Annotated in this window: 22 protein-coding genes; 7 read left to right on the forward strand and 15 right to left on the reverse strand. The window is 59.1% G+C overall.

Annotation, left to right across the window (positions count from 1 at the left end; all coding sequences use genetic code 11):
• Positions 1–43 precede the first annotated feature (43 nt).
• Positions 44–994, forward strand: a complete 951-nt coding sequence (locus ACS92L_RS05975) for an AEC family transporter (protein WP_438767715.1) — start codon at positions 44–46, stop codon at positions 992–994.
• Between the two features lie 30 nt (positions 995–1,024).
• On the opposite strand, the gene sixA is transcribed toward ACS92L_RS05975, so the two are convergent.
• Together sixA and ACS92L_RS05985 are read right to left on the reverse strand one after the other, a co-directional pair.
• Positions 1,025–1,522, reverse strand: coding sequence for a phosphohistidine phosphatase SixA (gene sixA, locus ACS92L_RS05980; RefSeq protein WP_438767716.1), 498 nt, complete (start codon positions 1,520–1,522; stop codon positions 1,025–1,027).
• Positions 1,519–2,625 (reverse strand): NAD(P)H-dependent glycerol-3-phosphate dehydrogenase, encoded by a 1,107-nt coding sequence (locus ACS92L_RS05985; protein WP_438767717.1) that lies wholly within the window; start codon positions 2,623–2,625, stop codon positions 1,519–1,521. Before ACS92L_RS05985 ends, sixA begins: the two co-directional genes overlap by 4 nt.
• 302 nt (positions 2,626–2,927) lie before the next feature.
• Between ACS92L_RS05985 and ACS92L_RS05990 the strand changes: the two genes are divergently transcribed.
• Both ACS92L_RS05990 and ACS92L_RS05995 read left to right on the forward strand, forming a co-directional pair.
• The gene (locus ACS92L_RS05990; RefSeq protein WP_438768431.1) at positions 2,928–3,590 is read left to right on the forward strand and encodes a response regulator transcription factor; all 663 of its coding nucleotides are present in this window, start codon (positions 2,928–2,930) and stop codon (positions 3,588–3,590) included.
• Positions 3,587–5,014, forward strand: a complete 1,428-nt coding sequence (locus ACS92L_RS05995; protein ID WP_438767718.1) for a sensor histidine kinase — start codon at positions 3,587–3,589, stop codon at positions 5,012–5,014. The genes ACS92L_RS05990 and ACS92L_RS05995 overlap by 4 nt, the downstream gene beginning before the upstream one ends.
• A 71-nt stretch (positions 5,015–5,085) precedes the next feature.
• On the opposite strand, the gene ACS92L_RS06000 is transcribed toward ACS92L_RS05995, so the two are convergent.
• From ACS92L_RS06000 to ACS92L_RS06010, 3 genes are all read right to left on the reverse strand, one after another.
• Positions 5,086–5,853: a protein bax gene (locus ACS92L_RS06000; protein ID WP_438767720.1), complete on the reverse strand. Its 768-nt coding sequence runs from the start codon at positions 5,851–5,853 to the stop codon at positions 5,086–5,088.
• A gap of 185 nt (positions 5,854–6,038) precedes the next feature.
• A complete protein-coding gene (htpG, locus tag ACS92L_RS06005; RefSeq protein ID WP_438767722.1) occupies positions 6,039–7,922 on the reverse strand; it encodes a molecular chaperone HtpG in 1,884 nt (627 codons plus the stop codon).
• Between the two features lie 173 nt (positions 7,923–8,095).
• Positions 8,096–8,422, reverse strand: a complete 327-nt coding sequence (locus tag ACS92L_RS06010; protein WP_438767724.1) for a YkvA family protein — start codon at positions 8,420–8,422, stop codon at positions 8,096–8,098.
• A 191-nt stretch (positions 8,423–8,613) separates the two neighbouring features.
• Here ACS92L_RS06010 and ACS92L_RS06015 point away from each other — a divergent pair, with 191 nt between their 5' ends.
• Positions 8,614–10,548 carry a transglycosylase SLT domain-containing protein gene (locus ACS92L_RS06015; protein WP_438767726.1) on the forward strand — a complete coding sequence of 645 codons (1,935 nt, stop codon included), beginning with the start codon at positions 8,614–8,616 and terminating at the stop codon, positions 10,546–10,548.
• A gap of 59 nt (positions 10,549–10,607) precedes the next feature.
• On the opposite strand, the gene ACS92L_RS06020 is transcribed toward ACS92L_RS06015, so the two are convergent.
• The 5 genes from ACS92L_RS06020 to ACS92L_RS06040 all read right to left on the reverse strand — a co-directional run bounded on the left by ACS92L_RS06020 (position 10,608) and on the right by ACS92L_RS06040 (position 14,001).
• Entirely contained in the window at positions 10,608–11,177 is a 570-nt protein-coding gene (locus ACS92L_RS06020) for an exopolysaccharide biosynthesis protein (protein ID WP_438767727.1), read from the reverse strand.
• A gap of 37 nt (positions 11,178–11,214) precedes the next feature.
• The gene (locus ACS92L_RS06025; protein WP_438767729.1) at positions 11,215–12,153 is read right to left on the reverse strand and encodes a cation diffusion facilitator family transporter; all 939 of its coding nucleotides are present in this window, start codon (positions 12,151–12,153) and stop codon (positions 11,215–11,217) included.
• 22 nt (positions 12,154–12,175) lie between these two features.
• Positions 12,176–12,610: an NINE protein gene (locus tag ACS92L_RS06030; protein WP_438767730.1), complete on the reverse strand. Its 435-nt coding sequence runs from the start codon at positions 12,608–12,610 to the stop codon at positions 12,176–12,178.
• An 87-nt stretch (positions 12,611–12,697) separates the two neighbouring features.
• On the reverse strand, positions 12,698–13,165 hold the full coding sequence (locus tag ACS92L_RS06035; protein ID WP_438767732.1) for a GNAT family N-acetyltransferase: 468 nt from the start codon (positions 13,163–13,165) through the stop codon (positions 12,698–12,700).
• Positions 13,162–14,001: an isopenicillin N synthase family dioxygenase gene (locus ACS92L_RS06040; protein WP_438767733.1), complete on the reverse strand. Its 840-nt coding sequence runs from the start codon at positions 13,999–14,001 to the stop codon at positions 13,162–13,164. Before ACS92L_RS06040 ends, ACS92L_RS06035 begins: the two co-directional genes overlap by 4 nt.
• A gap of 217 nt (positions 14,002–14,218) precedes the next feature.
• Here ACS92L_RS06040 and ACS92L_RS06045 point away from each other — a divergent pair, with 217 nt between their 5' ends.
• Positions 14,219–14,425, forward strand: a complete 207-nt coding sequence (locus ACS92L_RS06045; protein ID WP_115852896.1) for a cold-shock protein — start codon at positions 14,219–14,221, stop codon at positions 14,423–14,425.
• A 135-nt stretch (positions 14,426–14,560) separates the two neighbouring features.
• On the opposite strand, the gene ACS92L_RS06050 is transcribed toward ACS92L_RS06045, so the two are convergent.
• From ACS92L_RS06050 to ACS92L_RS06060, 3 genes are all read right to left on the reverse strand, one after another.
• Entirely contained in the window at positions 14,561–14,989 is a 429-nt protein-coding gene (locus ACS92L_RS06050) for a hypothetical protein (RefSeq protein WP_438767735.1), read from the reverse strand.
• Positions 14,990–15,248: 259 nt separating this feature from the next.
• Positions 15,249–16,178, reverse strand: coding sequence for a lipid kinase YegS (gene yegS / locus ACS92L_RS06055; protein ID WP_438767736.1), 930 nt, complete (start codon positions 16,176–16,178; stop codon positions 15,249–15,251).
• A gap of 340 nt (positions 16,179–16,518) precedes the next feature.
• Positions 16,519–16,725, reverse strand: coding sequence for a hypothetical protein (locus ACS92L_RS06060; RefSeq protein WP_438767738.1), 207 nt, complete (start codon positions 16,723–16,725; stop codon positions 16,519–16,521).
• 127 nt (positions 16,726–16,852) lie between these two features.
• Between ACS92L_RS06060 and ACS92L_RS06065 the strand changes: the two genes are divergently transcribed.
• Both ACS92L_RS06065 and ACS92L_RS06070 read left to right on the forward strand, forming a co-directional pair.
• The gene (locus ACS92L_RS06065; protein WP_438767740.1) at positions 16,853–18,661 is read left to right on the forward strand and encodes an assimilatory sulfite reductase (NADPH) flavoprotein subunit; all 1,809 of its coding nucleotides are present in this window, start codon (positions 16,853–16,855) and stop codon (positions 18,659–18,661) included.
• A 2-nt stretch (positions 18,662–18,663) separates the two neighbouring features.
• A complete protein-coding gene (locus tag ACS92L_RS06070; protein WP_438767741.1) occupies positions 18,664–20,403 on the forward strand; it encodes an NADPH-dependent assimilatory sulfite reductase hemoprotein subunit in 1,740 nt (579 codons plus the stop codon).
• A 140-nt stretch (positions 20,404–20,543) separates the two neighbouring features.
• On the opposite strand, the gene mdoH is transcribed toward ACS92L_RS06070, so the two are convergent.
• Together mdoH and ACS92L_RS06080 are read right to left on the reverse strand one after the other, a co-directional pair.
• Positions 20,544–23,039 (reverse strand): glucans biosynthesis glucosyltransferase MdoH, encoded by a 2,496-nt coding sequence (mdoH, locus tag ACS92L_RS06075; protein ID WP_438767743.1) that lies wholly within the window; start codon positions 23,037–23,039, stop codon positions 20,544–20,546.
• Positions 23,032–24,627, reverse strand: a complete 1,596-nt coding sequence (locus ACS92L_RS06080) for a glucan biosynthesis protein G (protein WP_438767744.1) — start codon at positions 24,625–24,627, stop codon at positions 23,032–23,034. The genes mdoH and ACS92L_RS06080 overlap by 8 nt, the downstream gene beginning before the upstream one ends.
• Between the last annotated feature and the right edge of the window lie 162 nt (positions 24,628–24,789).

Below are 24,789 nucleotides of genomic sequence, written 5' to 3' on the forward strand. Positions count from 1 at the left end.
AAGACCACAATGTCATGGCCCCTGTTGCCATACGGTAGAGTGCATGAACCCCTCGGCCCTGTTTGCTGAAACCCTCAACGTCACGTTTCCCGTCTTTGCCATGGTGCTTTTGGGGATTGCCCTCAAACGGCTGAAATGGATCGATAGCGCCTTTATCAATACCAGCTCGGCGTTGGTGTTTCGCGGCGCCATGCCCACGCTGCTTTTTTTATCCCTGGTTAATGCAGACATGTCACAGGCCTTGCTACCGGATCTGATGGCCTATCTGGCACTTGCCACGGTGGCGAGCTTTCTGCTCATCTGGTGGTGGGCCACACGGCGGGTCGCGTTCGAAGACCGCGGTGTCTATGTTCAGGCGGCCTTTCGCGGCAATGGCGGCATCGTGGGCCTGGCACTGGCAGGCAGCATGTACGGGCAGTTCGGCCTGTCGGCGGGCAGCGTGCTGGTGGCAACCATTATTCCGCTTTACAACGTTCTGGCCGTCATCGTGCTGGCCTGGTATCAGCCCCAGGCAAGAACCAGCTGGCGAAGCATTGCGCTCAAGATCGCCAAAAACCCGCTGATTCTTTCCGTTGTGGCAGGACTTGCCTTTGCCGCCAGCGGCCTTGCCCTGCCGGCCTGGCTGCATACCTCGGGAGAGTATTTTGCCAACCTGGCCCTGCCGCTGGCGCTGATCAGCATCGGCGGCACCATGTCGATGACCGCCATTCGCGAGGCCAGCGGCGTGGCGCTGGGCGCCAGTGTGATCAAGATGGTATCGATGCCGGTCGCCACGGTGCTGATCGCCTGGCTGGCAGGCTTTGAAGGACGGGAACTGGTACTGCTGTTTCTGTTTCTGGGCAGCCCGTCGGCGGCCGCCAGCTTTGTCATGGCCAGAGCCATGGGTGGCAACGCCAGGCTTGCTGCCAACACGGTGGCCATCACGACACTTGCCAGCAGCGTCACCATCACACTGGGCATCTTTATCTTGCAGGTAAGCGGCATGGCGGGCTGACATGCCCGCCATCATGTCAGCGCCAGGGCGCTACTCAAGCGTCGCGTTGGCCGGTGTAACGTGGCGTGAAAGCGTTGCACAGCCGGCCGCCCAGACCTGAGCCTCCAGCTCGACCACATCCGCGGTGCCCATGGGCAGCCGGGCATTGGGGCTGCCATCCACCAGCTGGCCGACCAGCTCGGCGACCAGGGGCATGTGGCTGACAAACAGCCAGGGCGCATCGTCCTCACGGGGATCGACGTTTTCAGTGAGCCATTCGATCAGCGTTTCCGGTGGGGCATCAGGGGTCATGATGGGCAGCGTCATGATGTCATCCACGCGCAGCGCCTGGCCGATAATGCGCGCGCTTTGCTGAGCGCGGTCGTAGGGGCTGGCCACGATTTTCAGCTGATGCCCCTTCTCACCCAGCGTCGAGACGAACCAGTCAGCGATACGAGCGACTTCCTGCTGTCCGGTCACGTCCAGTGGCCGGTGCGCATCGGGCGTTCCGGAAGCGGCTTCACCGTGACGCATTACGTAGATTTTCATGTTGGGATATCCCTGGCTGCGGTTTGCTGCTGAGCCCGCCGCGTGTCCTCTCGCGGCAGCGTGAATTCGACGTCACTGCTCTGTTCACTGCGCATGAGCGCCGTGGCCATCTCTCGCGGTGCAACGCCTTCAAACATGACCCGATATAGTCCGGTGGCCAGCGGCATATAAATGTTCTCCTTGCCGGCGCGCTTGACCACCAGAGACACCGTATTGACCCCTTCGGCCACCTGCCCGAGGGCGGCGGTGGCCTCTTCAAGCGTGCGCCCCTCACCCATCGCGTAGCCCACCCGGTAATTGCGCGACAGGTTGGAAGAACAGGTCACAATCAGATCGCCCACCCCTGCCAGCCCCAGAAAGGTCATGGGGCTGGCGCCCTGCGCCACCGCAAAGCGGCTCATTTCGGCCAGCGCCCGGGTAATGAGCATACTGCGCGTGTTTTCGCCCATGCCGAGTGCGGCCGCCATGCCCACGGCAATGGCATAGATGTTCTTGAGCGCCCCGCCCATCTCAACACCATAGCGGTCATTGCTGGCATAGACACGAAAATGATCACACGACAGTGCTGCCTGTACCCGGGCCCGGGTCGGTTCATCGTTGCTGGCAATGACGCTGGCGCTGAGATGGCCCTGGGCGATTTCGGCGGCCAGATTGGGGCCGGAGAGCACGCCAATGTGCGCACTCTGCGTCTCCTGCTCCAGAATCTGGCTCATCAGGAGAAAGCTGTCGGCCTCGATCCCCTTGGTGGTGCTGACCAGGATGGCATCAGGGGCAAAATGGGGCGCGGCCTGTCGTACCACCTGACGAAATCCGCCGGAAGGAATGGCGATCAGTACCAGCCGCGCCTCTTCCAGAACCCAGGCCAGATCGGTCGAGGCCACGACATCCGGATGCATGCTGAAGTCGGGCAGATAGCGATGATTGACGTGGTGGGTATTCACGTGATCGACAAGTGCTGCATCACGCATCCACTGCCGGACTCTGGCACCACCGCTGGAGGCAATGCTGGCCAGCGCCGTACCAAAACTGCCGCCTCCCAGCACGGCCACCGGGGGCACGATGATATCGTCTGTACTGACCTGAGGCTGATGCTCGACTGCCATGGAGTATCCTTGTTGATCGACGATGGACAGGGTTTAGTGTAACGCCTGACAGCCCGCGCAGGTAACGCACGACCCTGTCCGCTCGACAAGCCTGCCGACAGGTGCGGCATCCACCATCGGCCAAAAGAAATTGAGTGGTGCCGACACGGGCATTAATGAATACTTCTGGTGTCAGAAAGGCGAATCAATGACTTGCACCGATACATGGAACGAGGATCATGAGAGCATTGAACCAACATTCATCACTGCATTCGGATGTCGCAGAACCGTCCATGCAACGTTCTGACCAGGAACCCAACAACATGAAGGTATTGTTTGTCGAAGATGATGTATTGCTGGGCGATGGCGTGGAGACCGCTCTTCGTCGTGAGGGCCATCAGGTCACCTGGCTGACCGAGGGCGAAAGCGTGCTCGAGCATGTCGAGCAGGGCCAGATCGATGCCGTCATTCTCGATCTGGGACTGCCCGGTATCGATGGTATGGAAGTGCTGCGCCGAATTCGTGCCGCCCACGATACACCGGTGCTGATTCTGACCGCGCGCGACAGTCTGGAAGACCGTATCCAGGGGCTGGATGCCGGGGCCGATGACTACGTGCTCAAGCCCTTTGACGTTGACGAACTTCAGGCCAGACTGCGCGCGATCAGCCGCCGCAAGGGCGGTCGCACGCAGCCAAGCATTCGGATCGGCCCGCTGCACATCGATCATGCACGCCACGAGGTCAGCTGGAAGGATCAGCTGGTCAAGCTCAGCCGGCGCGAATACACCCTGCTGCACGAGCTGGCCCAGCACCCCGGGCAGGTTTTTACCCGCCCCCATCTGGAAAAGCTGCTGTATGGCTGCTGTGACGAGATCGAGTCCAACGCCCTGGAAGTTCACATTCATCATCTGCGCAAAAAGCTCGACAGCAATCTGATCGTGACCCTGCGTGGCATCGGCTACCGTCTGGACGATACGATCGAATGATCTCGATTCGCCGCTACCTGACTCGTGCCGTCATGGGGCTGGTGCTGCTGGGCGCCATTCTCTCGGGTCTGGCGGCATGGCTGATCACAAAGCACGAGCTCGAGGAGATGTTTGACGCGCAGCTCTCCCAGTTCGGGCGCATCGTGACCGGCATGATCGATATCAACATGGATTCGCAGGACTATCAGGCTCTGGCGGATCGTCTGACCCAGCCCGGCCATGCGGCGCGCTTTTACAGCATGGAAGACAGCGATGACGCAGGGCTGATCATGGACACGCACTCCGTGAACACGCCCCGGCGCTTTCGAGAAGAAGAGCGGCTTTTGTCACTGGGCTTCTGGAACAGCGACCGCTCGCCGCGCATGCTCAGCGCCGAGTGGAATGACAACGGCCCCTTCCCGCCCCCCAGTGAGACCGGCTATCGCTGGGTTACCTATGACGGCGAGGAGTGGCGCGTTTTCAGTATCTACGACCGACAGCACGGCGTCTGGGTCTCTACCGGGCTGCGTGATGATTTTCAGCAGGAGCTTGTCAACAAGATCCTGCTGGGCAACAGCATTCCCTTCTTGCTGATTCTCCCCCTTCTGGGCCTCGCGCTGTGGTGGGTCATTCGTCGCGGCCTGCGCCCCATCGACAATCTCTCGGCGGAAGTTGCCCGGCGCTATCACCAGGACCTCACCCCCATCGAACAACACCCGCCGCGTGAGCTGACAGGGCTTCGCGACTCCCTCAATGCCTTCATTGAAAGGCTTCGCATGGCGCTCGATCGGGAAAGACGCTTCACGGCGGATGCCGCCCATGAGCTGCGCACGCCGCTGGCAGGTCTCAAGATTCATCTGGACAATGCCCGCGCCAGCGAAAAGGACTATCAAAGCTCGCTGGACAAGGCACGTCTGGGCATCGAGCGGCTGCAGCGCGTGGTGGATCAGCTGTTGACCCTGGCGCGCGTTGAACGAACGCCACAGCGTCAGCTGGAGGTGGTGGATCTTTACCCCATCGCTTCCCAGCTGGCCGGCGAAATGTGGCCGCTGGCCGGGCGTCGACAGCAGCAGCTGGAGATGAGCGGTTTATCTACGCTCGAGGTGCGCGCCGACCCGACAGAGCTTGGCGTACTGCTGCGCAATCTGCTGGACAATGCGCTGCGCTACACCCCCGATGGCGGCACCGTCACGCTGCATCTGGGCAGGACCGATGGCCAGCCCATGATTCAGGTCATCGATGACGGCCCCGGCGTGCCGGCAGAGTCGCTTGAAAAGATTACCGAGCGCTTTCATCGCGCCAATCAACGCATGACCGGCAGCGGACTGGGGCTGTCGATCGTCAAGCAGCTGACCCAGCGCCAAAAGGCGACGCTTGCCATCGACAATCGACAGCCGCACGGGCTGACAGTAACCGTCATCTGGCCGCTGCCGCAGGCCCACTGACTCGCCGCCCTGCATCCGACAATAAAAAAGTCGCCCTCGGGCGACTTTTTCATGGGCGGTGATGGCCTCGACTACGCGGGGTCGTCACTGTCCTGGACGCGCATCTCTTCGATCAGCGGCGCATTGGTATTCAAAAGCGACTGCAGGGCCGCCAGATAGGCATCGCCACGAATGGAATAGTTCTGTAGCGAGGGAATCAATGCCAGTGCATTGACGTTTTTGCCCTTGTCGCGCAGCGCCGAGCGGCGGTCGCGCAGCCCTTCATAGGCGCGATGGGTATTGAGATTGCGCATATAGGCTTCGATGCCGTCATAGACGGTGGCAAAGCTCTGGTAGCCGCTGCCAGTGCCGGTCTGCTCAAGACCGCAGCTGTCACCGAAGCAGCGCATGCCAAAGAGATTGTTGCCCTCGCGAGCGAAACGCGACGTTCCCCAGCCGGACTCTTCCACGGCCTGAATCAGCACCAGCTGAATCGGCACGGTATCCACGCGGGCAAACAGCGTCGACCAGTCGGCGTCCTTCTCGTTTTTGCAGCTCAGGCCATACGACTTGCAGATGGCGGCCAGGCGCTTGCGAGAGTCAACGGTCCAGTCGGTCTGGTCGTGCATGTGCGAGAGCCATTCACGATCGTTTTGAATCTCATCGTTGGCTTTTTCGATGAGCGGAATCATGAGGTTGAAAAAGGCAATCTTGCGGTCACTGCCGGCCGGATGTTCTCGCAGATCCGGCATGTGGAAACTGGGCTTGCTGGTATCGGCGTGTGACGGTGTGAACACGCTGAAAACTGAGAGTGCAAGCACGAGCGTCAACGTCGTTAACGGGCGATGCGTTCGTGTCATGTTACGGGACTCGGTATCAGGACAAGGCGGCAGGCTAACATGTTTTGCCCACCGTGTCGTCATAATCGACGACATGAGGCGAAAATCCGTAATCTTGCATAATCATGCAAAAGACGTATTTGCAGGCAGGAGATAATACGAGAAATGGCGGCCATGGGGCCGCCATTGTTTCGAGCTGACAGTCGTTAATGGGTCAGCATGGCATTGAGGCGACGCACATAGGCGGCCGGGTCATCCAGCTGGCCGCCCTCGGCGATCACGGCCTGATCAAAAAGCACATGGGCCAGGTCCGTAAAGGCGTCTCCGTCGCTGCTTTCAAGCCTTGCGACCAGCGCGTGCTCGGGGTTGAACTCGAGAATCGGCTTGACCTCGGGCACCGGCTGGCCGGCGGCTTCCATCAGACGACGCATCTGATAGCCCATCTCGTTTTCAGGCAGCACCACACAGGCCGGCGACTCGGTCAGACGATGCGTCACGCGCACTTCCTGCACCTGATCGCCCAGCGCTTCGCGAAATCGGCCGGCCAGTCCTTCCTTGGCCTTCGCGCTTTCCTGCTGCGCCTGCTTCTCTTCTTCGCTGTCGATCTCGCCCAGATCCAGATCACCGCGGGTAATATCAACCATCGACTTGCCGTCGAACTCGGTGAGATGGGTCATCAGCCACTCATCGATACGATCGGAGAGCAGCAGCACCTCGATGCCCTTTTTGCGAAAGATCTCGAGGTGCGGGCTGTGCCGTGCGGCATTGAAGCTGTCGGCAACGATGTAGTAGATGCCCTGCTGGCCTTCCTGCATGCGGGAGATGTAGTCCGCCAGCGACTGATCCTGCGTCGAGCTGTCCGTGTGGGTGCTGGCAAAACGCAGCAGACCGCCGATCTTTTCACGGTTGCTGTGATCTTCTGCCGGGCCTTCCTTGAGCACGCTACCGAACTGATTCCAGAAGCTCTGATAAGTGTCGCTGTCTTTCGAGAGCTTGCCGAGCATGTCGAGCGCGCGCTTGGTCAGCGCCCCTTTCATCTTCTCGACCTGAGGGTCCTGCTGCAGGATTTCACGCGAGACGTTAAGCGACAGGTCGTTGGAATCCACCACGCCTTTCACAAAGCGCAGGTACAGCGGCAAAAACTGCTCGGCATCATCGATGATGAACACGCGCTGCACGTAGAGCTTGAGCCCACGGGCACCTTCGCGCTGATAGAGGTCAAACGGCGCGCGTGAGGGCACATACAAAAGGCTGGTGTACTCGAGCTTGCCCTCGACCTTGTTGTGGCTCCAGGTCAGCGGGTCGCTGAAATCGTGCGCCACATGCTTGTAAAACGCCTTGTACTCGTCATCGCTGACCTCGGTACGCGGACGCACCCAGAGGGCCTGCGCCTCGTTGACCGTCTCCCAGGTGACGGTCACATCGGTGTCGTCATCGCTTTCCTGAACGGTCGGCATGCGTACCGGCACTTCGATATGATCGGAGTACTTGCGTACCAGCCCCTTGAGGCGATGCTCGTCGGCAAACTCGAGCGCATCTTCCTTGAGATGCAGCACGATTTCCGTGCCATGAGCGGCGCGTTCAATATCGACGATGGTGAACTCGCCTTCGCCCTTCGAGCGCCACTCCACGCCCTGATCCTGCGATGTACCGGCCAGACGCGTACGCACGACCACTTCATCGGCCACGATAAAGCCCGAATAGAAACCGACGCCGAACTGGCCGATCAGACGGGCGTCCTTTTGCTGCTCGCCGGACATCTGCTTGAGAAACTCGGCTGTCCCGGAACGGGCAATCGTGCCGAGATTGGCAATCACGTCTTCGCGATTCATGCCGATGCCGTTGTCACGAACGGTGACGGTCTTGGCGTCCTGATCAAATTCGATCTCGACGCGAAGCTCGGGGTCGCCTTCATACAGGGCATCGCTTTCCAGCGCCCGATAGCGCAGCTTGTCGCAGGCATCGGCGCTGTTGGAAATCAGCTCACGCAGAAAGATTTCCCGGTTGGAATACAGGGAATTGATCATCAGGTGAAGAAGCTGTTTGACTTCGGTCTGGAAACCGAGCGTCTGCTCTTGCGCACTCGTCATGGCAACATTTCTCTTCTGACAATAATCGACTGGGTGAAACACGCCACGCGGTCTGCCTTTTGATCAGACCGCGTCGTGCTGTGTGTTACCCGTTATGGGGGAAGTTGTCGATTTTTCAAGAGAAACGGCCTACATCCATCAGGCAGGGGGCGCCACTTCGGTGGGATCGGCCATTACGTGACGGGTTCGCCGGTGCTTTCACGCCAGCGCCGGTAGTCATCCAGCTCCTCATCGATCTTGGCCAGCAGCCAGCCGCTGATAATGACGTCATCGATCAGTCCCCAGAAGGGAATGAAGTCCGGAATCAGGTCAAAGGGACTGACCACATAAACGATCGCCAGCGCCATCAGCCCCACTGCCTTTTTGGGCAGCGGCCGATAACGCCCCTTGCGCCAGTCGTTGAGCATGGGGAAGAAGGTGCGAAACGCCTTGAAGATGCGCCAGTAGATACGACCACGGCCACGAATCAGACCGATGGGGTTGAGTCGACCTTTTGCCATGGATGGATACTCCGAATAAAAATGCTGTTTCAAAAAGGTCGTTGACCGCTTGCGTTCATTCAACGCCGCAGGCGCTGAAGATCTCCCTGACGGGATCGTTAAATTCAGCCACCTGGATTAGTCTAGGCCCCCAGGAAGCAGTATGCCTGTCCCGGGCAGGTTCGGATCGATGGCTGACAGGAGTTTTTCGGGTGAGGTTTACGCACAGATTATCCAGATACTGGCTGGGCGCCATGCTGGCAGCCGGCCTTGCTGCACCGTCACTGGCCAATGATGAGAGCTTTAACCAGTCCTTTGAGGCCGCTCGCGCCCAGCAGTGGGACCGGATCAACCATGACGCTATCCGGGGCCACGAGCTGGAAGGCTACGTCGAATACCACGAGCTCAAGTCACGCCTGCCCGGCGTGTCGTCGGCAATTATCAACGACTACCTGCACCGCTATCGCAACTCGGTGCTGTCACAGTGGATGCGCGGTGTGGCACAGGACACCTGGGGGGCGCGCCAGCAGTTCGATGATTTTCTGGCCATCAGCGATGGTATCCCGCAGGGGACCACTCGTCAGTGCTGGTACTATCGAGCGCTTCTGGATCAACAGCCCGAACGCGCCTTTCTGGGCGGACGCGAGCTGTGGCTGGTCGGCCATTCGCAGCCCTCGGCCTGCGACCCCCTCTTTGATCGTCTGCGCGCCAATAACACCATTACCGGTGCCGATATCTGGGCGCGGTTGATGCTCGCCTGGCGCTCGGGTGAGGACGCCATGCTGCGCTACCTGCCCGGCGAGCTGCCATCGGACTGGCAAGCCCAGCGCGGCGCATTTGAACGCCTGCAGAGCGACCCCGGCCGCATTACCGAGCTGCCCTCTTTTGTCAGCCACGATGCCCCGGGGGTATCGTCTCTTTACAGCACGGCGATGGCACGGCTTGTTCGTCAGGATACGGCCCGGGCGCTGGCGGTCTGGGGCGAGATCAAGTCCCGGGCGCCGCTGACCGATGAGCAGCGTCACGACATCGAGCACGATCTGGCTTTCTACTCGCTGGTACGCGATATCGGTGCGAACGCGCAGTGGGCCGATACCGCCGCGGCGCAGCTGGGGGATCAGGATCTGCTGGAGCTGAGAACCCGCAAGGCGCTCGAACATCGCCGATGGCAGGAGGTCGCCGCATGGATCGAGCGTATGGAAGAGGACAACCGCCGGGACGCGCACTGGCAGTACTGGCTGGGTCGCGCCCGGCAGCAGCTCGGCGATGAGGCCGGCGCGCGCAAGGCCTGGCAGATCGCCGCCGGTCAGCGCAGCTTTTTCGGATTTGCCGCCGCCGATCGCATCAATCAGCCCTACGCGCTTGAAAACGAGCCGGTGGTCATCGCCGAACGTGATCTGAAGGATGCCGACGCTCTGCCCTCGATGCGCCGCGTAGCCGCGCTGTATCGCATCAACGAGCCGGGGCTGGCGCGCGCCGAGTGGTACTACCTGATGCGTCATCTTCCCGAGGCACAGCGCCCGACCCTGACGCAGTACGCTCTCACCCGGCAGTGGTATGACCTGGCCATCTACGCCGCCATTCGTGGCGATCACTGGAATGCGCTCGACTGGCGCTTCCCGCAGGGCTACGCCGATCTGTTTCAAAAGTGGGGAAAGACGCGCGGTGTTGACCCGTGGCTTCTCATGGCGCTGGCACGGCGTGAGAGCTCCTTCAATCCGCAGGCCCAGTCACCGGTTGGGGCGCGCGGTTTGATGCAGCTGATGCCCGGCACCGGGCAGCATGTCAGCCAGCAGCTGGGCGTGGCGTGGCAGGGGGTGACAAGCCTTGAGGACCCGGAGACCAACGTCATGCTGGGCAGCGCCTACATCCGCGATATGGCGGCGCGCTACAGCGGCAATCGCGTCGCCGCCGCCGCGGCCTACAATGCCGGCCCCGGCCGAGTGGACCGCTGGCTGGCCGACAGCGACGAGCCCTTTGATCTTTTCATCGAGGAGATTCCCTTCCGCGAAACCCGTGAATACGTTCAGGCAGTGCTGACCTATCGCGCCATCTTCGAAGGGCTGGCAAAGGGAACGACCCAGGGCGTTCACATGATGACAGAGCATGAGCGCACCACGCGCTATAGCGGTGCCCTTCAGCGCTGAGGGGCTGTCGCTGAAAGGGGCCCGACAGGGCCCCTTTCAGTAAACAGCGAGCCGACGTCTTATAGCCAGAGAAACAAGGCGGCCAGCCCCGTGATGGCAACGACCAGACCGATCAGCATGGCCAGGCCATCGCGCATCAGCATGCCCAGCGCGATCAGCAGCAGCATGGCACTGGGCAACGCCGGCGCCATCGGTATCGGCTCGACAAAGGGGATGGAAAGGCTGATCAATACGATAAACAGCGCAATAACACGATGGGTCGCGTCATTGTTCATGAAATCCAGACGCGGTCTGAACAGTCGTTCCAGTCGTTTCACCCACGGATTGACCTTCTCGACCGTGCGATGAAAGCGCTGTCCGTCGATCGAAAGGTGGCGCAGCCGTTTGGGCAACCAGGGATTGTTACGGCCCATGACCTGCTGAATGGCGACCAGCGCCGTTACGACACCGCAGACGGTGGGCAGACCAAAGATGGGCAAAGCCAGCGCGATCAGCGGTGGAATGACCAGAAGCGGGCCAAAACTGCGTGAATGGAAGGTTTCCAGCACATCGTTGAGGCTGACCTCGTTGCCCTTGTGCTTCTCATCCAGCGACGTCATCAAATCGCTAAGCCTGGTGGTTTCAGCCATGAATATCCGTAGTGCGTTCGTGAATAGTCCAGTGGTATCAGGGCGTCACCGGAGACGACCCGCCATTGGGCTCAAGGCTTGACTCGGCCTCGATAAAGACCCGCTTGATCTCCTTGTGCTGCTGTTTGAGATCCCGGTCGAGTTCGGCAATGACCCGCTCGAGCCTGTCAGCCGGCATGTCCTGATTAAAGCGTACGCTAATGTTGACCAGGATGAAATCCGGCCCCATGTGCATGGTCAAAACTTCATTGACCGCTTCAACCTGAGCGTGGCCGCCCACCGTATCGCGGATGTCTTCCACCACCCGGCGGTTGGCACTCTCGCCGATCAAAAGCCCCTTGGTTTCAACGGCCAGCCATATGGCGGTGCCTGCCAGTATCATGCCGATGACGATGGACGCCACACCATCAAATACCGGATTACCGGTAACCTGACTCAGCCAGACCCCGCCCAGCGCCACCACAAGCCCCAGCATGGCAGCCGAATCCTCGAACAGCACCATGAAAAGCGAAGGGTCCTTGCCGCGCTGCACCGCTTCAACATAGCCCCATTTGCCCTTGGCCTTGCGAAAGCCATGCAGGGCAAAAAGCCATGAAGCGCCCTCAAAGACAATGGCAAGCCCCAGCACAATGTAGTTGATCAGCGGCGAGGACATGGGTTCGGGCGATATGACGTGTACCACCCCTTCATAGAATGAGACGCCTGCGCCGATCGCAAAGATCAGGATGGCGACCACGAAACTCCAGAAATAGACCTCCTTGCCATAGCCAAACGGAAAATCCCGATCCGGCGGCTTTTTGGCACGGTGCATCCCCAGAAGCAGCAGCACCTGGTTGCCGGTATCCACGACCGAATGAATGCCTTCGGAAAGCATGGCCGAGCTGCCGGTAATGGCCGCCGCCACGAATTTGGTCACGGCAACGGCCAGATTGCCGGCCATTGCCGCATAGATAACGGCTTTTGATTCAGAAGCCATGACAGGATTTTTGCATCAGAAGCTAGCGCTCGCGTTCGTGTCGGGTCGACAGCTGATCATTGAGGGTCCAGAAATCATAGAGCACGCCCAGCAGGAAAAGACCGCCGGTCAACAGATAAATGACGCCTGTAATCCACTTGCCCATGTACATGCGATGGATGCCCAGCGCACCAAGGAAGGTGAGTAGAATCCAGGTGATGGTATAGCTTCTGCTGCCGCGCTGAAAACGAAGATCGGCCTGGCGGTCCATGAGCGGGATCAGAAACAGATCCACAATCCAGCCGATCAGAAAAAGGCCGAAAGTGAAAAACCAGATCGTGCCCGTTATGGGCTTGCCGTAATAGAAACGATGCGCGCCGGTAAAGCCGAAAAGCCACAGCAGATAGCCCATGAGCATGTTGTGGGTGCCCTGTGTGGCAGAAGTCGTGCGCGCGGGAGAGTGTTCGGGTGCAGACATGGCATTGCCTTTCATGATGAGGGTAGTGCACCCGATATGGTGGCAGGCGATGGCACAGTCAATGTCAAAACGCACCGTTGTGATATATCACGTGCGCCGCTCCATGTTCAAAAGCCCGGAGATGTCTCCTGCGTTCGACATGGGCTGAAACCCCATGCGCTCGTAGAGCCGGCGCGCCGGGTTTTCAGCAAAGACCTTGAGACGCATCTTTCGGGCGCCCAGCGACTCCTGCCGGGCGATCCAGTTCGCCAGCACCCCCGCGCCAATGCCCTGCCCACGCCACGGGGCCGTCAGATGCAGCTCGCGAAGATAGTGGATATTGTCTACCACATCCCAGGCAATCAGCCCTGCCCTTTGCTCGTTGCGCAGGATAATGGCCGTCTCCAGCCGCACCCACTGATCCTTGAAAAGCTGACGACTAAAGACCATGCGCCGCTTTTGCCAGTAGGGAGACATGGTCTCCTCTACCAGCTGCTGGGCAAAGCGCAGATCATCGGTATGATTACCGGGTCGCCAGTCCTGCGGCCACTGCGGCTGCGAGGTGACGGCATTCATGAGACGCCCAGCTCCTTGAGCCTTTCCTGGAGATACCCATCGGCACTGTAGCGCTCGGAGAGCGTCACTTCCGGTCTGGGATGCAAAAACAGTGGCAGGGACAGACGGGCCCGCTGACGCGATGCCCCTTCGGGATTGACCACCCGATGCGTGGTGGACGGGAAATACCCGTTTGAGGCTTCCTGAAGCATGTCCCCCACGTTGATGATCAGCTGTCCCGGATCACAGGGCACGGGCAACCACTGCCCATCGCGCCCTTTCACTTCAAGGCCGGCTTCATTGGAGGCAGGCAATACGGTGATCAGGTTAATGTCTTCATGCGCCCCGGCACGGACGGCGCCGCCGGTCTCGCTGTCTTCAACCGGCGGATAGTACAGCACCCGTAAAAGCGTCTGATGGCTGTCGCGAATCATGCTGGAAAGCGATTCGCTGAAATGCCCTGACACCGCCTGCGGAGTATTGGCCTCAATCCAGCCCAGAAGCGTTGTGGCCACTTCCTGAGCGATACGATAGTACTCGTCAATGTCGGCCTGCAGGCTTTCGGGCACTTTTGTCCCCGGATAGATATGAAAGTATTCCTTGAGATCCTTTTGCGTCTGCCCCTTGGCTGTCTCGGAGATACTTGCCGGGAAAAAACCGGCGTGAGTCGCGGGGTCAAACCGCCACTGCTGCTTGCCCTCATCCTCGAAAAAGGCAGCCCACCCTGCATAGATCCGTTCCACCAGCGCCTGAGGCACCGGGTGGTTGCGAACCACGCCAAAACCGGTCTCGCGCAGCGACTGCGTGAACTGCTGTGCTGCCTGAGCATTTTGATAATCGACGTTCTGGACGTTCATCAATCCTGCCTCCAATGCTGATCGTTCCATTGCATAATGGCATGCACCTGAAGATTGGCAAATTGCACTTGACCTTTCTCAGGATCCTGAATCATGCTTCCAGAGGTGGCTTGGCAGGAAAATGTTCGACCGATTTTTCGATCGGCAGTTTCCGAAGGCCCAACGCATAAACGGGCTGCGGCTCGGTATCACTGCAAATAGAGCAAGGACATCAAAGATGGCAACCGGTACTGTCAAATGGTTTAACGACACCAAGGGATACGGCTTTATCTCTCCCGATGACGGTGGCGACGATCTCTTCGCACACTTTTCCGAGATTCAGGCTGAAGGCTTCAAGTCGCTTCAGGATGGCCAGAAGGTCTCCTTTGAAGTGACTCAGGGCAAGAAAGGCCTTCAGGCCGCCAACATCAAGGCAACCGACTGATCACTGCATCGGCATTTGTCTTGCAAAAAGCCCGCGCCATGGCGCGGGCTTTTTTATGTCCGACGGTCGACGATCTGCAAAACATCGTCTCTGTCGATCAAACCGGCAGGCCGAATAAACGACCTGCCCTGTTATTTACTGCGTGTTGCTCGAGGAGTTGTTGATCTGCTCGGCTTCCTCTGCCTGGCTCATGGTGCCCGAAGAGCCTGCGTTGGTGGCCGAATGGCCCGTGCCGCCTTCGCGTGCACCGGTGCTCTCATGTGTGCTGTCCTGAGCCTCGTTCATGCCCTGCATGGTGCCTGAATCCGCGTCGGCGTCAGTATCTTCCGGCATGGTGCTGGTGCCGCCGCTTTCGGGATCCATGGCGCCATTATCGGTGCCGGCCTGGGCAGCAGCATCATCAGAAGTCGCATTGGCACCCGGATTATCCATGTCCTGACCGGTCTGATTGGCTTCCTGAGCCTGCTCTGCTGCTTCATCAGCCGGATCGTCCTGACCACAGGCACTCAGCCCGAGCGCCATGACAAAGGCAAGGCTGGCCGCCGCAATTGTTTTCCCTTTCATGAATACCTCCCTGATAACTTTAAATAGATGCCACGTCGATCACTGCAGCGCCGTAACGATAGTGAATATCGCTTTGAAACGGGGCAATTCGCCGTGCATGACCTGTAAAGTGTAGACCGGTTCATGCGAGTCGCTGCATCAATACACGGACCCTGCATGACCGGAACTACTACTTATAGTCGTGCGTCATCTGTCATGCAGTCGTCATTTTGTAACGTTCAGATTGATGCCAGACGTTTTCAAATCCGCCCGGACCGGACTAGCTACTGCGACCATGGCGACTTCGAGGCTTGCCTTCATACATCAGCCGGCACTCATCCGGCAAAACAATGGACAGGGCCCCCGGGCACACCTCGATTTTTGCCTGTGTAAATTCGTGGAACTCGCCGTCCAGATTGATGGGCAGTGGGGTTTCACTCTGGAAATCCATCGACGTCAGCTGATGGTAGCGCACCAGTTTGCCATCAGTGGGGAGCTCTCTGAGCTCATGGATGGCACTGCCTATTCGGCTCAGCGAGAAGGCTTCAACGGTCAGTACATCCAGCAGGCCATCGTTGAGCAAGGCTCGCGGCGTCAGCTCCTGGCCGCCGCCGGCCTGACGACCGTTGCCGATGGCCAGTACGATGAGGTCGCGCTCGTAGTTGCCGTCGCTGGTCTGAAGATGGCAGCGAAACGGTTCGAAGCGCCAGGCCTGCATGACCCCCACCAGCGAATAGGCGCCCCCACCCAGCAGTTTTTTCAGGGCAGGCGGCGTATCGCTGGTGACCTTGGCACCAAAGCCGCCGGAGGCCATGTTGAGACAGTAAAGATCATTGATACGAGCCACATCGATGGCACGAGGTGTGCCGTGAACCGCCAGCGAGAGCGCATCAAGGGGCGGGCCCGGAATACCCGTGGCCGTGGCAAAATCGTTGGCCGTGCCCATGGGAATGATGCCAAGCGCGGGGCGCCTTGAGGCATCGATGGCCATCAGCGCATTGGTGGCCTCGTGAAGCGTGCCGTCACCGCCGGCCACAATAATGCGGTCGAGCTGCTGATCCACCGCCTCTTCCAGAAAGCGTGCAATATCGCCGCTTTCCCAGGTCACCCGAACCGAAAGGTTCACACCCTCATTGCGAATGCGATCCACTGCATCGCGCAGCTCAGGATTCCCGACTCCCTTGCCGTTCACAATCAGCCAGAAATTCAATATCGCACTCCTGTTTTATCGAGTTGAGAGATGCCGGTGCAGTGACGGGATAAACGCTATCGTGTCGGGCACTCGTCGAATTGATGTATACCTCACAACAAGGCCCTGTCGCCATTGCTGGCTGGCAGGTGTTACAACCCGGCAGATATCGGCGCGTCAGGCAAAAGCCGGAGGAAACTATCATGTCATCCAGCGCACTTCATCTGCCTCATGATAATGATGACCACGTGCCGTCCGGGTATTGTCCGAAAGCCTTGTGACCCCTGATGCCTCCTACGGTTCGTGTCTTGCCTCGATACGGGTATACTCCCCCGCTTTTCGGTATTTAAATAAATCCTGGTCATTTTCGATCGCAACGGCCTGATATCGAATACCGCAGGCATGCTACATTCACCGCCGCTTTTATGACGCGTAATGAAAACCATGCCGAATTGCTTTCACGCGACATATCGACGTTGAAGAAAAAAGCCCTGTATTCACGGACATCACCGGGCCTTTCAGGCATCAGCGCCGCCACCGTGGTGCAACAGCGCAGCAAAATGATCATGATGGCAGTCCTGGCCTGCCTTTAATTCCTTTAAATTATAAAAGCATTATAATTTATACCTTTTAATTCATTGGGGAGGTCGCTAGCATTCGCCTTCCTCCCCCGGGGACAGATGAGGATATCCACGATGTCACAAGGCCCCCTGCTCGATACCAACAGTCCTCTGAATGGCGATCAGGCCCAGCGTCTCAATGACGTACTGGGCGGCATGGATCGCGATCAGATGACCTGGCTGAGTGGGTATCTCGCCGGACTCAATGCGTCCGGCGGCCAGCTGAGCGCTGCGTCACCTGCAGGTGCAACACAGACCGCCTCCGCACTACCCGAAATTACCGTATTGTATGGCAGCCAGACCGGCAACGCCGAAGGCGTGGCCGAGCAGGCGCGCGATCGCGCCAAGGCACATGGCTTCAACGTTCGTCTGCTCGATATGGCAGACGTCACCAAAAAGGATCTCAAGGATCCCGCCAATCTGATCGTTGTGGTCAGCACCCAGGGCGAAGGCGACCCGCCCGATACGGCCATCGGCTTTTATGAGCTGATCAACGGCCGCAAGGCGCCCAAACTCGACGGTCACCGCTTTGCCGTGCTGGGACTGGGCGACTCGAGCTATGACCAGTTCTGTCAGATGGGCAAGGAGTTCGATGCCCGCCTGACAGAACTCGGCGCCGAGCGCATCAGCGACCGCATCGACTGTGACGTCGACTATGAAGAGCCGGCAGAGGCATGGATCGAAACCGTGCTGGCACGCTACGCCGAACTCTCAGGCGCCACCACGGCATCAGCCGAGCAGGGCTCGCCCGCGGCATCGGCCGGTGAAAGCCAGTGGTCGAAGAAAAACCCCTTCTACGCCGAAATTCTCGACACGGTGATTCTCAATGATGATGGTTCCAGCAAGGAAACCCGTCACATCGAGCTGTCGCTGGAAGACTCCGGTCTGGTCTACGAACCCGGCGACGCACTGGGGGTCGTACCGCAAAACGATCCGGCCTATGTCGATGAGCTGCTGGAAAAGCTCAGAATCAGCCATGACACCGAGCTGGACACCGGCAGCAAGGTGCGCGATGCCCTGCTGGCCGAGTTTGAAGTCACCACGCTGACGCGGCCGTTTCTCGAAAAATGGGCCGAACTCAGCGGGGATGCCGAACTGCAGCGCATCCTGAGTGACGAGGCGCGTGACGAGTTCAAGGAGTGGGTCTATGGCCGTCACATCATCGATGTGATCGAACAGTTCCCGGTCGACAACCTTGACGCTGCCACCTTTACTCAGGCGCTGCGCAAACTGCCGCCGCGGCTTTACTCCATCGCCTCAAGCTATAACGCCGACCCTGACGAAGTTCATCTGACCGTCGGTGTGGTGCGCTATGAAGCACATGGAAGGGCGCGCAATGGCGTCACGACCGGTTATCTGTCCGATCATGTACAGCCCGGCGACACGATTCCGATCTATGTTGATCGCAACAAGAACTTCAAGCTGCCGCACGACAACAGCACACCGATCATCATGGTAGGCCCGGGCACGGGCGTGGCACCCTTTCGCGCCTTCATGCAGGAACGTGACGATGCCGGCGCCGACGGTGACAACTGGCTGTTCTTTGGCGATCAGCACTTTCACAGCGACTTCCTCTATCAGGCCGAATGGCTGAACTGGCGAGAGAAGGGTCTGCTGAGCCGGCTGGACGTTGCCTTTTCGCGCGATCAGGCAGAAAAGATCTACGTACAGGATCGCATGCGGGAAAGAGGGGCGGACATCTACGCCTGGCTTGAGCGTGGCGCCCATTTTTATGTGTGTGGTGACGGCGAGCGCATGGCAGCCGACGTACACCAGGCACTGCTGGATATTGCCCGGGAACACGGCGGTCTTGATGAGGACGCCGCAGCCCAGTACATCCGCGATCTTCAGCAGTCCAAACGCTACCAGCGGGACGTATACTGAAAATGACCGATATTATTGCCAAACTCCGTGACGAATCGCTTGACGACTACGCCGCCAATGAAAGCCTCAAGGTCAACAGTGACTTTCTGCGCGGTCGGTTGATGGAAGACATGGCGGACAACGCCACCGGCGCCGTCAGCCCTGACGATACCCAGCTGACCAAGTTCCACGGCTTCTATATGCAGGATGATCGCGACGTTCGCGATCAGCGCCGCAAGAAAAAGCTGGAACCGCTCTATTCCTTCATGGTGCGTCTGCGCATTGCCGGCGGGCGCATGAGCAGCCAGCAGTGGCTGACGCTGGATGACGTGGCACGCAACTACGCCAATGGCACGCTGCGTATCACCACGCGTCAGACCTTTCAGTACCACGGCGTGTTCAAAAGCAATCTGCGCGCGCACCTGAAAACGGTCAACGACGCCATGATTGACACCATCGCTGCCTGCGGCGACGTCAATCGTAACGTGACCTCCACGGCCAACCCGCATCGCTCGACAGTCCACCGCGAGGTGTATGACCTGGCCGCCGAGATCAGTAACCATCTGCTGCCGCGCACCCGTGCCTATCACGAGATCTTTCTGGGCGAGGAGCGCGTGGCCGGTGGCCCCGAGCAGGATGAGCCGCTCTATACCAAGCACTACCTGCCGCGAAAGTTCAAGATCGGCCTGGCCGTGCCGCCGGACAACGAAACCGACGTTTTGACCAACGACGTGGCTTTTATCGCCATCGTTGAAAACGGTGCGCTCAAGGGCTTCAACGTGGCCGTTGGCGGCGGCATGGGTTCGACCCATGGCGAGCCGGATACCTATCCGCGTCGCGGCTCCGTGATCGGTTACTGCGACGTCGACCAGACCGTCGATGTGGCCGAAAAGATCATGCTGGTTCAGCGTGACAACGGCGATCGCAAAAACCGCAAGCACGCGCGTCTCAAGTACACCGTCGACACCATGGGCGCTGAAGGTTTCAGAGCCGAGCTTGAAAAGTACCTGGGTTACGCACTGGAAGAGGCCCGCGACTTCGAGTTCACCACGACCGGCGACATTCTCGGCTGGTATCAGGGTGATGATGGCCAGTGGCACTACGGATTGTTCGTCGAAAACGGTCGTATCCGTGACTACGAAGATGACAACCCGATCCATGCCGGCATGCAGATCATGACCGGGATGCGTGAAATCGCCAGTATTCATGACGGCGATATCGTGCTGAGCTGCAACCAGAACCTGATCATCACCAATGTGAAGCCCGAGCTTCGCGAGCAGATCGACGGCATTATCGACCGCTATCGCATGCTCAAGGATGTCACCCCCCTGCGTCAGCATTCGATCGCCTGTGTGGCCTTCCCCACCTGTGGTCTGGCCATGGCGGAGAGCGAACGCTATCTGCCCACGCTGCTGGACAGGTTCGATGCCATCATGAAGGACGCCGGACTCGAAAACGATCCGATCATTGTACGCATGACCGGCTGCCCCAACGGATGCGGGCGGCCCTTCATGGCGGAAATCGGCTTTGTCGGCAAGGCGCTTGGCCGCTACAACCTCTATCTGGGCGGCGATTTCACCGGCACCCGGCTCAACAAGATGTATCGCGAGAACATCGACGAGAAAACCATTCTCGAAGAGCTGACGCCGATGATCCATCGCTACGCCAAAGAGCGTGAGGCAGGCGAATACTTCGGCGACTTCGTCGTGCGCGTTGGTATCATCAAGGCCACCGAAAACGGCCTGGATTTCCACACGGCCTGATAAGTGGTGCGCAACATCCAAAGGGTCCGGCAATCGCCGGGCCCTTTTTTATGGCGCCTTCCGTCGGGCCGTTCGCATGACGACACGAACATAAAAAAGGCCCTGCCATTGGCAGGGCCTTTTCGCGTCAGACCACCTGTCTAGATAAAGCGCGGCGGCGGGTCATCGGCATAGGCTTCGTCAATCCAGGCAGGATACTGATGGCTGCGATCCCAGACCTGATAGTGCAGCCGGGACAGCATGACCGGATCATCCAGCACCAGCAGCTTTTCCTTGTTGGGCATCTTGTCGGGACCACCCACCAGCGCCTGACGCACCATCGCCTGACGCTGCGACTCGATCGCCTCGGACTTGTTGTGGCGTGCCACACCCATGGCGCAGCCCAGCGCGTTGTCGATGGGATCCACCACGGTCTGCACGAAGGTCGGCGCCGGCGGCTGATGGCGCGCGTTGCGCACAAATCGCCAGGTGGCCCGCAGCTCCCTCGGCGGATTGGACTCCTCGGGAATCAGGAACATGCGCTTTCTGAAGGCAGCACGTCCCAGCCCGACCTTGCTGGTAATGACCGAGACCGGGATCGATAGCATCAGCGCCCCGACGATGGGCCAGAGCCACAGCAAAAACAGTGGGTCCAGCCAGAGAACAAACAGCGTCCAGATAATACCAAACACGGTCTGCCCACCGTGACGCATGAAGGCATCCTTCCAGGTCGTCTCGCTGAAATCACGCTGCGGCGACTTCCACTTGACCTCGATGCCCATCAGGGCTGCCAGCACAAAGCGGGTATGGAAGAGCATGCGCACCGGCGCCAGAAGCATCGAGATCAGCGACTCGATGATCATCGAAAGCCCCAGTCGCATGGCGCCACCGTAGTAGCGTGGCCCCTTGGCCCAGATCACGATGACACTCAGGATCTTGGGCAAAAACAAAAGGGTGAGCGTGGTGGAAAAGAGCGCCACCGCCCTGCCCGGATGCCACTCGGGCCAGCGTGGGAACAGCTGCATCGGCTCGGTGAAATACTCGGGTGTGGTCAGCGTATGTACGGCCAGCAGCGCCGTGGACAGCATCAAAAACAAAAACCACAGCGGCGCCGACAGATAGGACATCACACCGGTCAGAAACACCGCCCGGTGTACCGGGTGCATGCCGCGCACCAGAAACAGCCGGAAGTTCATGATGTTGCCCTGACACCAGCGCCGATCGCGCTGCAGCTCATCGATCAGGTTGGGCGGCATCTCTTCATAGCTGCCCGGCATGTCATAGGCAATCCACACGCCCCAGCCGGCACGACGCATCAGTGCGGCTTCGACAAAGTCGTGTGACAGGATCTCACCCGACAGAGCCCCCTTGCCCGGCAGCGGTGCCAGCGAGCAGTAATACATGAAGGGTTCAACGCGGATAATGGCGTTATGCCCCCAGTAGTGGGACTCTCCCAGCTGCCAGAAGTGCAGGCCCGCCGTGAAAAGCGGTCCATATACTCTGGTGGCGAACTGCTGCAGTCGGGCATAGAGATTGTTACTGCCGGCCGCCAGCGGCGCCGACTGGATAATACCCGCGTCCGGATTGGCCTCCATCAGCTGAACCAGTCGGGTCAGACAGCGACCGCTCATGACACTGTCGGCATCCATAACCAGCATGTAGCGATACTTGGCGCCAAAGCGACGGCAGAAATCATCGATGTTGCCGCTTTTTTTCTTCACCCGCCGTGAACGACGCCGATAGAAGATCCGACCGAATCCGCCAACTTCACGACACAGCCTCAGCCAGGCATGATTTTCTTCCACGCAGGTGTCGGGGTCGTAGCTGTCACTGAGCACGTAGAAGTCAAAGTGCTCGATGTTGCCACTGCGCTGTACGGACTCGTAGGTCGCCTTGAGACCGGCGAACACGCGGTTGACGTCCTCATTACAGATCGGCATGACAATGGCCGTTCTGGCTGAGGGGTCGATCGGCTCATCGCCGCCGCTGCTCGCTGAGATACTGTATTTATCCCGCCCCTTGAGCAGCTGGAAAAAGCCCATCAGCGCCGTCCAGAAACCGGCCGAAACCCAGCAAAACAGCAGCGCAAAGAGGATAAGCTCCAGCACTTCGAGAAACTGCGCGCCCTGATAAGGCAACACGGTGCTCATGTACCAGACCGCCACGGCACTTTGCACCATGACCAGTGCCAACAGCGTCCAGCGCCGCATCGAACCCACCATTTTCCAGCGCGCCGCCGAGGGTGCCTCGGGCGCGCGGGTCTTGCGCTCGCGGGGCTTTAGATTGCCACGGCGCAGATGGTAGCCCTTTTTCAGGCGCTTGATCGGGCTGGTGGTCCAGGGATGAGGCGCAATCGAGGTCCGCTCGATGGGCGGCATGGTCTTGAGACAGACACGCCCTGCCTTGTCCGTGCCAAGCACTTCGGGCGGTGCAAGCGGCGCCGTCCCGTAGGCGAGTTCCAGGCGCCTGAGCACCGAAGCGCTGGAAGGATCATCCTGCAGAAGGCTCTGCTTTCCGATCGTGTCATGGATCTGGAACAAGGGCGTATCCTGAGACGCCAGCTCCAGCAGCTCTCGTCGGTTACCCAGCTCCCGGGTCCCGAGCGCCAGGCGCTCGAGATAGGCCCGGGCCGGGCTTGAGTAGGCATCATCACTCATTGGCAGGCAGCACGTAGTTCCAGGTTTCCGTCAGGCGCGAATCACCGTTTTTCAAAAAAGCCTTCATGTTGATCGGCTTTGAGGTGTCGTTGGCCTTGACGCTCAGATTCAGGCGATACCCGCCCATGGCAGGGTTGCGAACCACTTCACTGCGTACGACCTGACCGTTGTCACCCAGATCGACATCGGCCTGGATATTGGCATTGCTGCCCGGCGACTTGAGGTTCGGCCCCACGAAATCGACCACATACAGCGTGCTGTCGTCGTTTTTGCGCACCAGATTGTCCTGAATCACCTCACCGCGTGCGCGACGGGTCTGTGCTACCCAGCCCAGATCGGGCGTGTGATAGCGCGACTCGTTGAGCGTCCAGTTGATGGTGTAGTTGTAATCCAGCGGCTGATTGGTCGGCAGTTCCTGCATGGGGCGCCAGAAACTGACAATGTTGTCATTGGTTTCATCCGGCGTCGGGATCTGTACCAGCTCGACCTGACCGTCACCCCAGCTGTTTTGCGGCTCGACCCAGGCGCTCGGACGCAGATCGTAGCGATTCTGGATATCCTGATAGTTGTCGAACTGGTGATCGCGCTGCAAAAGCCCGATACCGCGCGGATTGTTGGCCGGGAAGGTATCGACCGAAAGCCGCTTGGGATTGGCCAGCGGACGCCACAGCCACTGCCCGTCACTGGTGGCCAGCTGCAGACCGTTGGAGTCATGAATGGCAGGACGATAGTTGCTGCCCGAAACCGGCTGCTCGGGGCCGAACAGATACATGCTGGTCAGCGGCGCGATGCCCAGCTTGGTGACCTGACGACGCAGGAAAAGGCGCGACTGAACATCGACCACGCTGTCCTGACCCGGGCGCAGGATAAAGCGATAGGCGCCGGTCGCACTCGGCGAATCCAGCAGCGCATAGATAGTCAGATACCGATCATCGCCCTGCGGTTTGACGACCCAGAATTCCTTGAACCGGGGGAACTCTTCTCCCGAGTTGAGCCCGGTATCGACGGCCAGTCCGCGACTTGAAAGACCGTAGCGCTGGTCCTTGCCGGCAACCCGAAAGTAGCTGGCCCCCAGAAAGACCATCGACTCGTTCTTTTTATCAGGGCTGTCGCCGTAGTTGATCTTGAAGCCGGCAAAACCGAGATCCTTGAACTTCGACTTGTCGAGATCAAGGTTGCCGTAGTTGAAGTTATCCGGCGAAAACTTCAGCTCACGGACGTCATCACCGTTGACTTCATTGATGGTGACAGGCGTGTTGTAGTGCATGCCTTCATGGAAAAATCCCAGATCAAAGCGCAGGTTATCGCTGCGCCAGTGCGACTGGGCGGGCTTGTACTGAATCTGCTGATACTGCTGAAAATTCAGTCCGGAAAGCGAGCCCGGGAGATTGCTCTGAGGCGCGCTATGGCCACGCTGTGCAAGCTCCTGAGCCTCCTGGCTGACATCATTGAAGTCAAATGCGAGCACAGCCTGGGCGGAAAACAGCGAAGCCATCCCGAAAGCCAGCATGGCACTTTTTTTCAGGGTAGTGTAAACCGCGGTACTACCGGAGGTTTTCAGATAAGACGTCACAGCAACATTTTTCATAAGCATCCTTGAAGCGCCCTGATATATAAAAAGGTATGGTTCATACGGGTACCGCCATGCAGGAAAAAAGCTCAGGGCAGCCATGCATGACAGCGTATGTTTTATCGAATTGAGCAGGCCTGTTTACCACGACACTGCACCTTCATACCAGCAGTACAGGAG

The organism is Kushneria halocnemicola (assembly GCF_965650455.1).
Taxonomy (GTDB): Bacteria; Pseudomonadota; Gammaproteobacteria; order Pseudomonadales; family Halomonadaceae; genus Kushneria.